The sequence below is a fragment of the Cognataquiflexum nitidum genome (genome assembly GCF_022538055.1).
Lineage (GTDB): Bacteria > Bacteroidota > Bacteroidia > Cytophagales > Cyclobacteriaceae > Cognataquiflexum > Cognataquiflexum nitidum.
This window is the reverse complement of record NZ_JAKZAM010000026.1, coordinates 1-14,774: the sequence shown is the minus strand read 5'-3', so window position 1 is coordinate 14,774 and position 14,774 is coordinate 1. Positions and strand designations below refer to the sequence as shown.

At 41.5% G+C, this 14,774-nt stretch carries 11 protein-coding genes; 6 read left to right on the top strand and 5 right to left on the bottom strand.

What is annotated here, in order from left to right; genetic code table 11:
- The first annotated feature begins 154 nt into the window (after window positions 1–154).
- Both MMU07_RS16170 and MMU07_RS16165 read left to right on the top strand, forming a co-directional pair.
- Complete coding sequence (locus MMU07_RS16170) at window positions 155–1,528, top strand: amidohydrolase family protein (RefSeq protein WP_241127238.1); 1,374 nt, start codon at window positions 155–157, stop codon at window positions 1,526–1,528.
- Window positions 1,529–1,682: 154 nt separating this feature from the next.
- Window positions 1,683–1,889, top strand: a complete 207-nt coding sequence (locus MMU07_RS16165) for a type II toxin-antitoxin system VapB family antitoxin (protein ID WP_241127236.1) — start codon at window positions 1,683–1,685, stop codon at window positions 1,887–1,889.
- Between the two features lie 146 nt (window positions 1,890–2,035).
- Here MMU07_RS16165 and MMU07_RS16160 read toward each other — a convergent pair whose 3' ends face one another.
- Together MMU07_RS16160 and kbl are read right to left on the bottom strand one after the other, a co-directional pair.
- On the bottom strand, window positions 2,036–2,488 hold the full coding sequence (locus tag MMU07_RS16160; RefSeq protein ID WP_241127234.1) for a hypothetical protein: 453 nt from the start codon (window positions 2,486–2,488) through the stop codon (window positions 2,036–2,038).
- A gap of 165 nt (window positions 2,489–2,653) precedes the next feature.
- Window positions 2,654–3,850 (bottom strand): glycine C-acetyltransferase, encoded by a 1,197-nt coding sequence (gene kbl / locus MMU07_RS16155; protein WP_241127232.1) that lies wholly within the window; start codon window positions 3,848–3,850, stop codon window positions 2,654–2,656.
- 154 nt (window positions 3,851–4,004) lie between these two features.
- Here kbl and MMU07_RS16150 point away from each other — a divergent pair, with 154 nt between their 5' ends.
- From MMU07_RS16150 to MMU07_RS16135, 4 genes are all read left to right on the top strand, one after another.
- Window positions 4,005–4,952 carry an NAD-dependent epimerase/dehydratase family protein gene (locus MMU07_RS16150; RefSeq protein ID WP_241127223.1) on the top strand — a complete coding sequence of 316 codons (948 nt, stop codon included), beginning with the start codon at window positions 4,005–4,007 and terminating at the stop codon, window positions 4,950–4,952.
- A 504-nt stretch (window positions 4,953–5,456) separates the two neighbouring features.
- The gene (locus MMU07_RS16145; RefSeq protein WP_241127221.1) at window positions 5,457–8,195 is read left to right on the top strand and encodes a DUF1553 domain-containing protein; all 2,739 of its coding nucleotides are present in this window, start codon (window positions 5,457–5,459) and stop codon (window positions 8,193–8,195) included.
- Between the two features lies 1 nt (window position 8,196).
- A complete protein-coding gene (locus tag MMU07_RS16140) occupies window positions 8,197–9,705 on the top strand; it encodes a DUF1501 domain-containing protein (protein ID WP_241127219.1) in 1,509 nt (502 codons plus the stop codon).
- Window positions 9,706–9,714: 9 nt separating this feature from the next.
- Entirely contained in the window at window positions 9,715–11,112 is a 1,398-nt protein-coding gene (locus MMU07_RS16135) for a c-type cytochrome domain-containing protein (protein WP_241127217.1), read from the top strand.
- Window positions 11,113–11,127: 15 nt separating this feature from the next.
- Here MMU07_RS16135 and MMU07_RS16130 read toward each other — a convergent pair whose 3' ends face one another.
- From MMU07_RS16130 to MMU07_RS16120, 3 genes are read right to left on the bottom strand one after another with little or no spacing between them, the layout of a single operon-like run.
- Window positions 11,128–11,478, bottom strand: coding sequence for a Spx/MgsR family RNA polymerase-binding regulatory protein (locus MMU07_RS16130; protein WP_255737569.1), 351 nt, complete (start codon window positions 11,476–11,478; stop codon window positions 11,128–11,130).
- A gap of 19 nt (window positions 11,479–11,497) precedes the next feature.
- Window positions 11,498–12,787, bottom strand: a complete 1,290-nt coding sequence (gene hemL / locus MMU07_RS16125) for a glutamate-1-semialdehyde 2,1-aminomutase (protein WP_241127213.1) — start codon at window positions 12,785–12,787, stop codon at window positions 11,498–11,500.
- A gap of 11 nt (window positions 12,788–12,798) precedes the next feature.
- Window positions 12,799–14,565, bottom strand: coding sequence for an ABC transporter substrate-binding protein (locus tag MMU07_RS16120; protein WP_241127211.1), 1,767 nt, complete (start codon window positions 14,563–14,565; stop codon window positions 12,799–12,801).
- Between the last annotated feature and the right edge of the window lie 209 nt (window positions 14,566–14,774).

Genomic DNA, 14,774 nt, shown 5'->3' with positions numbered 1-14,774 from the left:
AAGGATCAATATCCATGAATATCCAGTATCAATAAATATCCATAATTTCAATCTGAAAAATTGGATAAAAACTTACCAAAGCTTCCATTCCAAGGATCAATATCCATGAATATCCAGTATCAATAAATATCCATTTCTAAGATCTGATAAAATCATGAGATCAATCCAAAAATATTTCCTGACCCTTTGTTTGGTACTAATAGTATTCCTCCAGTCAAAAGCCCAGGAATATATCGTCACCAATGTTCATGTCATCAGCATGCGAAATGACAAGGTGCTCAAAGACCAATTTATCCATATCAGGGGAGATAAGGTCTTCGGCATATATCCCAAAAAGGACTTGGGCAAGTTTGAGAAAATGGAAAAGATCGATGGCAAAGGTGCCTATGCTTTCCCTGGTTTGGCAGAAATGCATTCGCATATCCCAATTACCGAAACAGGAGATTTCTCCTACATGCAGGATGTCATGTGGCTTTACTTAGCCAATGGAATTCTCAATGTGAGAGGTATGATCGGCCATGATTCCCACCTTGAACTCAAAAAGAAAATAGCTTCCGGTGAAATTACAGGACCGAGGATTTTTGTAGCAGGACAATCGCTCAACGGCAATTCCGTCGCAGATCCTGAAAGCGGTGCCAAAATGGTCCGTGACCAAAAAGCGGCAGGTTTTGACCACCTCAAATTACACCCGGGATTGGATATGCCCAAGTTCCTTGCCATCGCCAATACCGCCAAGGAAGTGGATATCAAATTTGGCGGACACATCTCCTTGGACGTCGGCTTGGTCAACTCCCTGAACAATGGTTATCGTTCTGTAGAACACATGGATGGCTATATCGAGGCTTTGGTCACTGACAAATCCAAACTTGATCCACAGGTGGCCGGATCCTTCAGCATGCTCGCCCTGAAATATGCGGACATGTCCAAAATCCCCGATCTGGTAAAGTTATCCGTGGAGAAAAAAGCCTGGATCGCACCCACACTGACTTTGTTTGAGCGCTTCTTTGGATACATTCCTGCTGATGAGTTCCGCTTGGAATCGGACATGAAATACATGCCCGGCCTACAGGTACAGCAGTGGGTCAACCAAAAGAAACTTCTCGAAAACCAGGGCATGCTCAAGGAAGAAAATGTCAAGCCTTATCTTGAATTCAGAAAGACGATGCTGATGGCCTTGCACCGTGGCGGCGTGCCGATGGTCATGGCGTCAGATTCTCCACAGGTATTTAACGTTCCCGGATTTTCTATCCACAATGAAATCTCTGCTATGCATGATGCCGGCATGAATCCTTATGAAATCCTAAAAACCGGATCTGTTAACGTGGCAAAGTATTTTGAAAGAGAAGGAGAATTTGGCGTGATCGCAACCGGTGCTTCAGCGGATTTTGTATTGGTGGAAGGAAATCCCTTAGAAAATCTGTCCAATCTCCGAAACGTCCAAGGTATCATGGTCCGTGGCGAGTGGATTCCAAAAAATGTCCTCCAACAGGAATTGAATAGGATAGAGACGAAGAATTTGAGGAAGTGAAAAAGTCGAGACGATAGTTTATGGTCCATAGTCCATAGCCGCTGAATTTGAACTTCAAACCAAATGAGCCACAGATACTTAAAATAAAAATAAATCGTATTACAATTTTTTGATACGATAGCATATTGTAGTTTTAATCTAAAATTATTTTGACATGAAAGTTACTGTAATCTTACCTGACGAATTGATCAAAGAAGCTTTGGAATATACCAAAGCAGAGACCATTACAGAAGCTTTGAAAATGGCTTTAAAAGGATACATCTCCAAGCAAAAGCTTAAAAAAATGAGCCTTTCTATCCTCCAAGAACCACTTGAGTTCAATTATTCAGCAAAAGAACTGCGTGAGAAAAACAACTTGTGAGAAATGTAGCATTTAGTACGTCTGATTGAAAACACATCACAAACCTGAATAGAAAATTTTTTAATTCTCAGGATTTTAGTGATCCATTAAGGATCCACAGGCCTCGGTGCCAACGGTTGGGTCAAAACCCTGCAGCCTTAATCACCTTATGAAATTTTGAATACCCCATACTCAGTCAAAAAAATCCAGAGGCACACTTGAATATATGATGTTCTCCTTTTATAGGCTTCTTTTGAGAAAAAAGCCATATCCTCCGCAACAATGGAAGATGCATCAAATTGATTTCCTTCGCAATCCATTAAGTAAAACATCAACCCTCCTCCAACTTTACTCATGAAATTTGTATAAAAGACGCTGCTATTTTCATATTTGACCAAGGAAACAAAACCAATATAACTTCCTTTATGTGCCTTAGTTAACCTATCCTCCTCTGCCTTGCGAAGCATTTCACTAAACCAATCCATTGAAGCCTGTCCGCAAGAGTCTTGGGCTCTTTGTAATGCCTTATCAACATCCAGAACATCCTTTTCCCAATCCTCTTTACTAATACAGCCTACACCTAATAAAAGTGTAATTAGAAAATAAATTATTTTTTTCATAGCCTTTTTCGGTTTACTTTTTTCTCAAATATTTTCAATTCTGAAAACTAAATATATCAAAAAAAAAATGACAATGCAATTATTGAATCTCCTAAATACTAAAATCAAAATCCCCTTGGAATCTTATCCAAGGGGATTTTTGATATTCAATAAGGTCTAGGATTTTTACTTCACTACACCCAATTCTTTCCCCACTTCTATAAAAGCAGCAATAGCTTGGTCCAAATGATCCCTTTCGTGGCCGGCAGAAATCTGCACCCGGATCCTCGCCTGACCTTTTGGCACCACCGGAAAATAAAACCCGATAACATAGATCCCTTTCTCCAAAAGCTTCTCGGCCATCTTTTGGGACAGCACCGCATCATACAGCATGATCGGGACGATGGCATGTTCGCCAGGCTTGATATCAAAACCCGCCGCTGTCATCTTTTCCCTGAAGTATTTGGTATTCACTTCTAGCTTGTCTCTCAGTTCGGTGGTCTCCGACAGCAAGTCAAAAACCGCAATCGAAGCACCTGTGATGGATGGCGCCAAGGTATTGGAAAAAAGGTAAGGTCTCGAACGCTGACGCAGCAATTCGATGATTTCTTTCCTGCCGGAAGTGAATCCTCCCGAAGCACCGCCAAGGGCTTTGCCCAATGTCCCTGTGATGATGTCGATTTTGCCCATCACATTGCGGTATTCATGGACGCCACGGCCGGTTTTGCCCATAAAGCCCGTAGAATGACATTCGTCAGACATGACTACAGCATGGTATTTCTCTGCCAAAGCGACGATTTTGTCCAATTGAGCGATGGTACCGTCCATGGAAAAAACGCCGTCAGTGACTATGATTTTATTTTGGGCACCTTTGGCATCTGCATCTTTAAGTTGGGCTTCGAGATCCTCCATGTCGTTGTGGTTGTATCGGAAGCGCATTGCTTTGCACAGCCTGACCCCGTCGATGATCGAAGCATGGTTGAGCGCATCGGAAATGATTGCATCCTCCGCACCAAAAAGAGGTTCGAACACTCCCCCATTGGCATCAAAAGCCGCAGCATACAAAATCGTATCTTCGGTTCCCAAAAACTTAGAAATTTTATCTTCCAATTCCTTATGTATATCCTGTGTACCGCAGATAAACCTCACCGAAGACATGCCAAAACCGTGGGAATCGATGGCACTTTTTGCTGCTTCTATGACCTTGGGATGTGAAGAAAGACCTAAATAATTGTTGGCACAGAAGTTCATCACCTTTTTGCCTCCGGCAATGGTAATCTCCGCAGCTTGAGGGGAAGTAATGATGCGTTCTTTTTTGAACAGGCCTGCCGCTTCGATTTCCTGTAACTCTTTCTCTAATTTGGGTTTCAAAGTATCGTACATAATATTTTGTATTGGGGGTTTTAAAAGAAAAAAACACTCTTACAATTAAAGTGAAATACATTCATTGAAATCACTATTTTTGTCGCTTTAAGTCCCAAATATAATTAAAAATCCTAAGGGCTTTCCTGAAGCACCGATAAGGAATATTTTAAAAATGGAAAGAATTTTGATCATTGGCGCAGCCGGACAATTGGGTTCGGAACTGACGCAGGCCATAGCCAACATCTACGGTGGAGACAATGTCATCGCTACAGACATCAATCCCAAAGCTTTGGAAAAGTTCGAAAACTGCAGGACTTCCGTCCTAGATGTGATGGACAAAGAGGCTTTGAAAGATTTGGTCAAGGACCAAAATGTGAAGCAGATTTACCATTTGGCCGCTGTGCTTTCCGCCACAGGCGAGAAGATGCCTCTTTTTGCATGGAACCTCAATATGGAAAGCTTGCTTTTTGTATTGGAACTGGCTAAAGAAGAAAAACTGGATAAAATCTATTGGCCATCTTCCATTGCTGTTTTTGGTCCAAATACTCCCAAAGTCAACACACCGCAATATTGTGTAAAGGAACCCAATACGGTCTATGGCATTTCGAAGCAAGCCGGAGAAAGGTGGTGTGAGTATTACTTTCAGAAATACGGAGTAGACGTAAGAAGCCTGCGTTATCCTGGACTTATTGGCTACAAGTCACTTCCCGGCGGTGGGACGACCGATTATGCGGTGGACATCTACCACAAAGCAATTGCAGGCGAGCATTTCGTTTCTTTCCTCCAAGAAGATTCCTACCTGCCAATGATGTATATGCCCGATGCGATCAAGGCCACTTTAGACCTGATGCATGCGCCAAAAGAGCAGGTGAAAATCCGGTCGAGTTACAACCTTTCGGCCATGAGTTTTTCTCCAAAGGAAATTTTCGAAAGTATCAAAGTCCATTATCCTCAGTTCAGCATCAGTTACAAACCGGATTTCAGACAGGAAATAGCCGACTCTTGGCCGGATAGTATTGACGATAGCTGCGCAAGGAAAGACTGGGGTTGGCAACATGAGTACAGTCTGGAAAAAATGACTGGCGATATCCTAAAGCATCTTCCGTCTTATTCGTTTTGATTTTCCAAAGGCAGATATTAAATCAAGAAATGTTTTTACCATCACAAACATTTTGGGTTAATGATCCTGAAAAGATCAAATAATAGTAACCCAGGGTTAAACCCGGGGTTGAATGTATTGTACCTTAAATAATGGCATAAGAAATTATGTCTTGAAGTCCCCTGTTTTTGGTAGAAGGCTTATACTCTCTTGATATTCTTTCGGCCAAAAACCGGTCACGCTTTCTCTCTTTTTTCCCCGGGTTGCGTTCCTTACCCGGGGTTATTAATATTTGATCCCGATGGGATCATTTTCCAAAAAAATCTTAAACCAAACAGACACCAAGTTCGAATCGAAACAATATCCCAATATCAAAAAGTATCAAACAATATCGTATAATAGCAGAAGTTGGTTTGTATTTATTCAATTTGACTTGTACAGATAATTGCTATTCCCCCTTCCAACAAACGACATTTTGATAAGTTGTACAAAAATCTTTAATTTTATTGCAGTAGCTTATCCAAAATGCCAAATAAAAATCTTCCAGCTTTCCTTACCGTTTCGCTCTTCCTTTTGGTGGGAACCATCTTGTTTTTCAAAGAACCAAAAAGAGTGGATTTCAGTACGGATGTCAAACCCATCCTAAACAAGCATTGTATTTCCTGTCATGGAGGGGTGAAAAAAAACGGCGGCTTCAGCGTTCTTTTTGAGGAGGAAGCATTTGCTGAAACAGAATCAGGACAGCCTGCCATCATACCCGGCCGACCTGGACAAAGTGAAATCATCAGGAGACTTTATGAATCCGATCCCGAATTGCGGATGCCTTATCACAGACCCGCATTGTCACCTGAAGAAATCGAAACACTCAAAAATTGGATCCATCAAGGCGCTGCCTGGGGCAAACATTGGGCTTATGTGCCGGTCGAAAAACCTAAAGTTTCTTCCCCTTCGCTTCGTTCATTTGTCTCAATTCTTGGTACATCTCCCATTTCATCCATTGACCATTTTGTATTCCAAAAACAAATTGAAAATGGGATTTTGCCATCTTCAGAGGAAGAATCCTTGCGCTTATTAAGAAGATTGGCTTTGGATATCACGGGTCTTCCCCCATCACAAAAATTGGTAAATGATTGGAATACAGGAAAAATATCCTATAACCAAGCTGTCGACCAACTCCTCTCCTTGCCTACCTATGGTGAAAAATGGGCGACTTGGTGGCTAGACATGGCCCGATATGCCGATACCAAAGGCTATGAGCGGGATGTCTCCAGGACCATGTGGCCTTATCGGGATTGGGTCATCAAGTCACTCAATGATGACATGTCATTTGATCAGTTTACTGTGGAGCAGCTTGCTGGGGACCTATTGCCCAATCCTACCGAAGAGCAGTTGATCGCTACGGCTTTTCACCGCAATACCATGAACAATGATGAAGGCGGTACGGAGGATGAAGAATTCCGGGTTGCGGCGGTATTAGATCGAGTCAATACGACATTTGAAGTTTGGCAAAGCACCACCATGGCCTGCGTACAATGTCATAGCCATCCTTATGACCCTTTCAAGCATGAGGAATATTTTCAGATCAAGGCATTTTTCAATAATTCGCGGGACGAGGACACCCACGACGAGGAACCAAAGCTTAGACTTTATTCCGAGGAAGAAAAAGCTCAGGTTCAAAAAATCAAAACCTGGGTGGCCCAAAACAGCAACAACGAGGAAGCTTTGGCAAAAGCCAATTTCCTAACCTACCTTGAACCCAAGTACCACGCCCATCTTTGCGAGGATTATGTCAACGCCGAACTCATCGATACCAAATGGCTAGGCATGTGGCACAATGGAACGACCTACCTCCGCAATGTGGACACCCAAAACTCCGATCAACTCTTACTGAATTATTGGGCAGATATAGACGGCACCAAAATGGAAATCCGAAAAGGTAGACCTGAAGGTGAAATCCTGAGTGAATTTACTATCAATAAAACGGAAGGCCGGATTACAAGGGCTATTCCATTTGCACCAATAAAAGGAAAGACCGACCTTTTCATCAGTGCCGTAAATCCAAAAGCAAAACCGCAACAGTCCACTTCAGGTATAGTTTGGTTTGCATTTGTCAATTCACTTCCCGGAAAAGACAAACCCGAATACCTGAGCATCGAGCAGCAATGGAAAGATTTGTTAGCCGCCAAACCTGTGGCGCTTCCCATCATGATCGAGAATCCTGATTTCATGAAGAGAAAAACCAATGTTTTTGAAAGGGGAAACTGGTTATTACTCGGGGAAGAAGTCTCCCCAAAAACACCAGAAGCCTTGAACAACTGGAAAGCCGATTGGCCCAAAAACAGGTTAGGACTTGCCTATTGGATGGTAGACAAGGAAAATCCCCTGACAGCCCGTACTTTGGTCAACAGGGTTTGGGCGCAAATATTCGGACGCGGATTGGTCAATACCTTGGAAGATATGGGAACCCAATCGGATCTGCCTTCCCATCCTGAATTATTGGATCACTTGGCTTGGAAGCTGATGCACGAATATGATTGGAGCATCAAATCCCTGATTAAGGAAATCGTCAGCTCCCACACTTACAGGCAAAGCTCCAAGATCAGTCCTGAAATGCACGAAAAAGATCCTGAAAACAGGTGGTACGCAAGAGGGCCGAGATTTAGGCTGAGTGCCGAGCAAATCCGTGACCAAGCCTTGGCTGTTTCAGGGCTGATCAGTGACAAAATGTATGGCAAAGGTGTCATGCCCCACCAACCCGATGGAATCTGGCAAACAGTTTATAATGGAGAATCCTGGAAAACAAGTAAAGGCGAAGACCAATACAGAAGGTCGATTTATACATTTTTGAAAAGAACCAGTCCCTATCCTTCATTTATCAGCTTTGATGCCGGCAGTAGGGAAGTCTGCATCAGTAAAAGGATCGTCACCAATACTCCACTTCAGGCATTGGCGACTTTAAATGATCCGGTGTATATTGAAGCTGCTTTGAAACTTGGGGAAAAAATGACCCAAGAAACCAATAAAGATCCCGGGAATGTCATTGCAGAAACCTATGAAAAAATGATGTTGGCGCCAATTTCTGAATCCAAGAAGAAAAGTCTACTGAACCTTTATCAAAAAGCATTGGCAAATTACAGAGCCAAACCAGAGGAACTGAAAGAATTTTTACAAGACAAAAAAGTCGAAGGGAATCCGGAATTGGCAGCATATACTTTGGTGGCCAATGCCATGTTGAACCTAGATGAATTTCTAACCAAATCCTGAAATGAAAAGGCTGGAAAACCTATTGACCGAGCTTCACCGCACGCAACTTGAAAAACAGACAAGGCGTCACTTCCTGTTGGACTGCGTCAGCAAAATGGGCGGGTTGGCCTTGGCTCCCTTGCTTTATGGCTGCGAGACAAATCAAGGTGTACCCAAAGTTCAGGGACTTCAACTTTCCGACAGGGATTTGAATCCCCTTTCTCCCTTGCCTCCTCCTTATTTTGCCAAAGCAAAATCGGTTATATACCTGCATATGGCAGGTTCACCGTCGCAGTTGGAGCTTTTTGATTTCAAGCCAGAACTTGTCAAATACAACAACCAACCTTGCCCGGAATCTCTTTTAGAAGGCAGGAAATTCGCCTTTATCCGTGGGGTGCCCAATCTTCTTGGCCCACAATCCAACTTTGCCCAACATGGCGAATCCGGTGCTTGGGTGTCTGATTACTTACCGCATTTTTCAAAAGTGGTAGATGAAGTCGCTTTTTTAAAAGCCGTCCACACCGACCAATTTAACCATGGTCCTGCCCAACTTTTTATGCAAACAGGAAGTCCGAGATTGGGGAGACCGAGCTTGGGAAGTTGGGTTACCTATGGGCTTGGTACTGAAAATCAGAATCTACCGGGTTTTGTAGTCCTGACATCCGGCGGAAAAACCCCTGATGCAGGAAAAAGCGTATGGGGCAGCGGGTTTTTACCCTCTGTTTACCAAGGTGTCCAATGTCGCTCAAAAGGCGATCCGGTGCTATACCTTGAAGACCCGAAAGGAATCAACCGAGATCTCAAAAAGACATTGATTTCCTCCATCAATGAAGTAAACAAAGCTGAATTTGAGGCATTTGGCGACCCCGAAACTTTGGCCCGGATCAACCAATACGAGATGGCCTACAGGATGCAGATCGAGGTTCCCAATGTGATGAACATCAACGACGAACCTGAATATATCCATCAGCTGTATGGCACAAAACCCGGAGAAGAAGCCTTTGCCAATAACTGCCTGCTCGCCAGAAAACTGGTAGAAAAAGGGGTTCGCTTTGTTCAGTTGTATGATTGGGGATGGGATAGCCACGGCACGGACCATGATACGGCAATTGATTTGGGATTAAGAAACAAATGCAATGAAATAGACCGGCCGATTGCCGCCCTTTTGCTCGACCTCAAGCAAAGGGGATTGTTGGAAGATACTTTAGTGGTGTGGGGAGGTGAATTTGGAAGAACGCCGATGCAGGAAAACAGGGAAGGAAAGACCATGGGCTTCAAAGGAAGAGACCACCACGTGGATGCATTTACAATGTGGATGGCAGGGGCAGGGATTAAAAGCGGAGCTAGTTACGGCCAAACGGATGATTTTGGATTCTCAGGAGTAGAGGGAAAAGTTTCGGTACATGATGTCCACGCCACGATATTGCAGGTTTTGGGATTTGACCACGAAAAATTTACCTACGATTTTCAGGGAAGGCCTTTTCGACTGACAGATGTGGAAGGTGAAATCATCAGAGACATTTTAGCCTAAACAAGACCAATGCCGCTATTCATTTTACCATTGATCGGACGCTTCCACCCATTGATAGTCCACTTGCCGATTGGGTTTATTTTGTTTGCCCTGATCTTGATGTATTATCCAAGGAAGGACAAGAACCTGCTTTTGCCCACAGTGCAGTTTGCTTTGCTTTTGAGTACTGTGACGGCATTTTTTGCTTGTATCACGGGAATTATTCTCTACAATCAGGAAGGTTATGCTTTTGACACGATTCAAAACCATTTGATTCTGGGCATTCTCACTGCGGTGACTTGCTTGTCTCTTTATCTTCTTGTCAAAAAATATCAATCCACATCAAATCCAAAAATCCATGTTGGTTCAGCGATACTTTTTCTTTCCCTGACAATTACCGGGCATCTCGGAGGCAATCTGACACACGGAGAAACCTACCTAACGGAGGTTTTGCCAGAAAGAATACAAGAAACTTTTGGATGGAAAATGGAGGAGCAGTTTAAGCCACTTTCCCTTGATGGGGAAGCCTGGAAGGAGGCCTTGTTTTTTGAAGAAGTAGTCCAACCAATTTTGAACCAAAACTGCCGCAGTTGCCATAATCAGAAGAACAACAAAGGAGATTTGATCCTGACTTCCAAAGAAAGCTTGTTGGAAGGCGGGAAAAATGGAGAAGTGATCTTCCATAAAAACCCTATGGAAAGCGAACTCATGGTACGAATGCTGCTCCCTTTGGACCATGAAGACCATATGCCACCAAAAGAAAAAAGACAGCCTGTAAAAGCCGAAGTTGAATTGATAAAAGCTTGGCTTCAGACAGGTGCCTCTTTTGAAGAGACACTTGGCCAATCGGGAATTTCAGTGGATTTGGTTTCTTCTTTTTTTGTGAAAAATGAAAACTCGATTTATCCTGAAGTCCAACTCGAGCCATTGGAGGAGGATGTTTTAAAGAAATTAAAAGGCCAAGGTTTTTTTATCGAAAAGTTGAGCGTAACATCTCCCTTACTCAAAGTCAGTACCATCAATTTCCCTGAAGCCGATAATCAGGACTTGGAATCTTTGGAATCTATTCTTGCCTATATCACCATCCTTGATTTAAGTCTTTCGAATGTCACTGATGATGTTATTCCTCTTATTGGGAAAATGGAAAACCTCACTGTACTCAAACTGAATGAGACAAAAATTAAAGGTCAAAGTTTTGAAATGCTGAAGGGAAATACCCACTTGATTCAGTTGCATTTGACTAAATCAATGGTCAATGGGGAAAATTTAGAGAAGCTGGATTCCCATCTTAGCCTTCAAAAAGTTTTTGCTTATGAAACCCCTTTAGCCAATGAGATCGACGTTGAAAAGCTAAAGAGATTGAGTTTTAAGGTCGAATTGGGAAATTTTAAATTGCCTTCCCTGCCAACAGATCAAGTGAAATATTAGCAGGAAAGGCAAATTCTAGATTTTTTTCAAGATGGCTTCCGGCTCAAAACCCAAAATCATATCACCGTTTGGAAACTCGACTATCGGTCTTTTGATCATGCTGCTTTTTGTAACCAACATTTCAAAAGCGGAAGTTTCATTTTCCAAAGTGACCTTTTCATCTTCAGTGAGCTTTTTATAAGTAGTCCCTTTTTTGTTGACCAAAGATTCTATTCCTACTTTATTGGCAAACCTCCCGAGCAAAGCATTGTCAGGCGCCTGTTTTTTGTAATCAATGAACTCATAACCAATCCCTTTTTCCTCCAAAAAAATGAAGGTCTTTTTCATAGTGTCGCAGTTTTTGATGCCGTATATTTTTAAGGTCATTCTAATTTATATTTTCGATTCAAAAGCTTTCTTTGAGTGATTCTTCATTGGCTTGTACAATTTTTTCAATCAAATCATCAGTCAAGGCAGTTGATAGAAAAAGACTTTCATATTGGGAAGGGGCAAGGTAAATACCTCTTTTGAGCATGGCTTGGAAATATTTACCAAAGCGTACAGTATCAGATTTTTTGGCAGATTCAAAATCAAAAACTTCCTGATCGGTAAAAAACAGACTATACATGCTCCCTATGTGGTTGATCCTATAATTCAATCCATGCTTCTCTAAGGAAGATCGGAAACCTTTCACCAATTTTTGCCCGATACTGTTTAATGTGGTATAAACCTCAGGATTCTGGTTTAGGTGTTTCAGCATTGTAAGACCCGCTGCCATTGCGATGGGATTTCCGGAAAGTGTTCCTGCCTGATAGACTGGTCCCGCCGGTGAAACAAACTCCATAATCTCCTTCTTCCCACCATAAGCTCCGACCGGAAGTCCGCCTCCTATGATCTTGCCGAGAGTAGTCATATCAGGAACTACTCCAAAAAGTTCCTGGGCTCCGCCTTTTGCAAGCCTGAATCCAGTCATGACCTCGTCAAAGATCAGAACAATTTCCTCCCTGTCACATATCTTTCTTAATCCTTGGAGGTAACCTTCTTTTGGCAAGACAAGTCCCATATTACCAGGAACAGGCTCCAAAATTAAAGTAGCAATTTCACCTTTATTGGCGGCAACAAGTTTTTCGATGGCTTCGAGGTCATTGTATGGTGCTAGGAGGGTGTCCTTTGCTGTACCTTTGGTCACGCCCGGTGAATCCGGATTGCCCATAGTAATCGCACCAGAACCTGCAGAAATTAAAAATGAATCTCCATGCCCATGGTAATGGCCTTCCATTTTGATAAATTTTTCTCTTCCAGTGTATCCTCTCGCTACCCTGATAGCAGACATAGTGGCTTCCGTACCTGAATTCACCATTCTGACCTTTTCGACAGAAGGTACCATGCTTGCAATCAATTCAGCAATTTCAACTTCTTTTGATGTAGGTGCCCCATAAGATGTCCCAAATTCCAAAGCCCTGATGATGGCTTCTTTGATCATTGGGTGATTATGCCCCAGAATCATCGGCCCCCAACTATTAATGAGCTCAATGTAGGCATTATCATCTTCGTCATAGATATAAGCTCCGTCAGCTCTTTTGATAAAAATCGGATCTCCCCCTACAGACCTGAAAGCACGAACTGGAGAATTGACTCCTCCCGGTATATATCTTTTTGCCTTTTCAAATAAAGTTTTACTATGGGTAATCTGCATGTATATGTTCTTTAATTATCTTCTAAATTTCCATTATTCAATCTTAACACAGGAACGTAACGGTTGTTATTGGAATCTCTAAAATCAAAACCATAGGTAATTTTCCCTTGGCTAAAGCCGTTTTTATTCAAGTTACTTCTAAAATCAAATCCTTCTGCCGGGCTTATCGTCTGCGCTATCCAATTTACAAGTTCATAGCCCAAATGCATATTTAGAGAGGGAAATTTCCCATATTGCTCATTGAATCCGGTTCTGAAAGCTTCCAGATTAGGATTGCTGAAATCAATGGAATTATTTCCTAAAAAGACAAAATTTTGGGTTTCCAGCATTTCATAACTGGCAAAATTGAAAAAAAGCCAACTGTCCATCACTACCACGGGGATTTGAAGATTTTTAGATTCCATATATCCAAATGTAGCCTGAGCTATATTCGGATCATCTGAAAGAATTAGGACAGCATCTGTTTTTGAAAGAAGGTCTTTTTGAAGTTGTAGGGATTCAAAAAAATGGTTGATATTTTTTGCTGAAATTAAGGTTTTGGTCACTATACCAAACCCTTGATTCTTACTTTCTGCCTCAAGTTTGTTTGCGAGCTGTTCATCCCTTGACGCACTCGAATATGCTATTGCTAGCCTTTTTCCTGAAATATTTGATTTCAAATAATTCAACAGACTACTGCTTAAAGATGAAACTGCAGGCCTGAACAAATAGGCAAAATCATACCCTTGAATTTTATCATCCAAATTAGAAAGAGGATTAATAAATGGGATTTCATTTTTTTCTGAAAATTGCAAAACAATCTCTGTTTCTTCGGGGTAAATAGGACCAATGATTACATCTGCATTTAGCAAAAATTCTTCAGAAAGAATGGTTTGAAGTCTGTTATTATTCCTTTGGGTGTCATAGGTTTTTACATTAATCTTGGTCCCGTTCGCAATTAATTCAGCAAGAGCATAATTAATCCCTTGATACAGCTCTAGAATAAAATTACCTTGTGATATTGTTTTAACATCAGTTCCACCTGAATAATTGAAAGGTAATAATATGGCTATATCAAGAATTTGAAGGTTTTTATTACTTTGGTTAGGAATATCAAAAGAATAATCAATATTACTTAACTGTTTCAAAACAGCTTTTTCTTCTATAGACATAATTGATTGTCTTTCGAGCTGTTCTCTCAAAGCAATTAAATACCCTTTATTATCTTTGAATTTACTTAAGTTTGCTACCAAAAAACTAACAGAGGTATTTTTTAAATAATTCAGGCTTGCACGCTCACCGTTTGAAAAGATGTCAGGATTTTTGATCAAAGATAATTCATGTAAGGCTTCTATATTTTTTTTTTCTTCGAAATAAATCAATGCTAGCAGATATTTTGCATCTTCTTGTTTTTCCCATGTCTTATTTTCTGCCAATGGTTCTATCACAGATTTGGCTAATTCACCTTGACCATTTTTAAAAGCAGCCATTCCAAAATGATATTGGGCATATAAAGCTAATTTTCCAAATGAGGATTCATCCATATATGGACGCATCAACTCCATGGCTTCAGAATAATTCCCATATCTGATTAAAGTTTTACCTCTTTTATAGGTTGCTAAATTATCTTGGGTAAATGCGTTAGAAGAAAAAGATAACAAAAAAACCAATAAAAAGAAATACGTTCTCATAGGGGGATAATCTAAATTCGGCGATATTTTTTTTCTCAAATCAAGGGCCAAGTTAATCCATTTCTTACCAAAAGAAAAGTAAAAAATGGTTTCAGAGTTGGTTATCAAAGGATATTGATATAAGTCTGATCAAAGGTATTTTTCATATTAAAAAATTTTTGAATTGGTTTGACAGCGATTCATCTAAGTGAAAAAAGCCTTTGGATTTCTCCAAAGGCTCTCAATAATGTGTCGGCGGCTTACTCTCCCGTGCGCCGTGGCGTACCGGTACCACCGGCGCTGCGGGCCTGCCCGGCTTTGGCGGGGCTTATCCGCCC

Excerpts from the sequence above, each read along its gene's own strand:
- MMU07_RS16170 (WP_241127238.1), top strand. The coding sequence starts at position 155 with ATGAGATCAATCCAAAAATATTTCCTGACCCTTTGTTTGGTACTAATA.
- MMU07_RS16145 (WP_241127221.1), top strand. The coding sequence starts at position 5,457 with ATGCCAAATAAAAATCTTCCAGCTTTCCTTACCGTTTCGCTCTTCCTT.
- MMU07_RS16135 (WP_241127217.1), top strand. The coding sequence starts at position 9,715 with ATGCCGCTATTCATTTTACCATTGATCGGACGCTTCCACCCATTGATA.
- MMU07_RS16150 (WP_241127223.1), top strand. The coding sequence starts at position 4,005 with ATGGAAAGAATTTTGATCATTGGCGCAGCCGGACAATTGGGTTCGGAA.
- hemL (WP_241127213.1), bottom strand. The coding sequence starts at position 12,787 with ATGCAGATTACCCATAGTAAAACTTTATTTGAAAAGGCAAAAAGATAT.
- MMU07_RS16160 (WP_241127234.1), bottom strand. The coding sequence starts at position 2,488 with ATGAAAAAAATAATTTATTTTCTAATTACACTTTTATTAGGTGTAGGC.
- MMU07_RS16140 (WP_241127219.1), top strand. The coding sequence starts at position 8,197 with ATGAAAAGGCTGGAAAACCTATTGACCGAGCTTCACCGCACGCAACTT.
- MMU07_RS16130 (WP_255737569.1), bottom strand. The coding sequence starts at position 11,478 with ATGACCTTAAAAATATACGGCATCAAAAACTGCGACACTATGAAAAAG.
- kbl (WP_241127232.1), bottom strand. The coding sequence starts at position 3,850 with ATGTACGATACTTTGAAACCCAAATTAGAGAAAGAGTTACAGGAAATC.
- MMU07_RS16165 (WP_241127236.1), top strand. The coding sequence starts at position 1,683 with ATGAAAGTTACTGTAATCTTACCTGACGAATTGATCAAAGAAGCTTTG.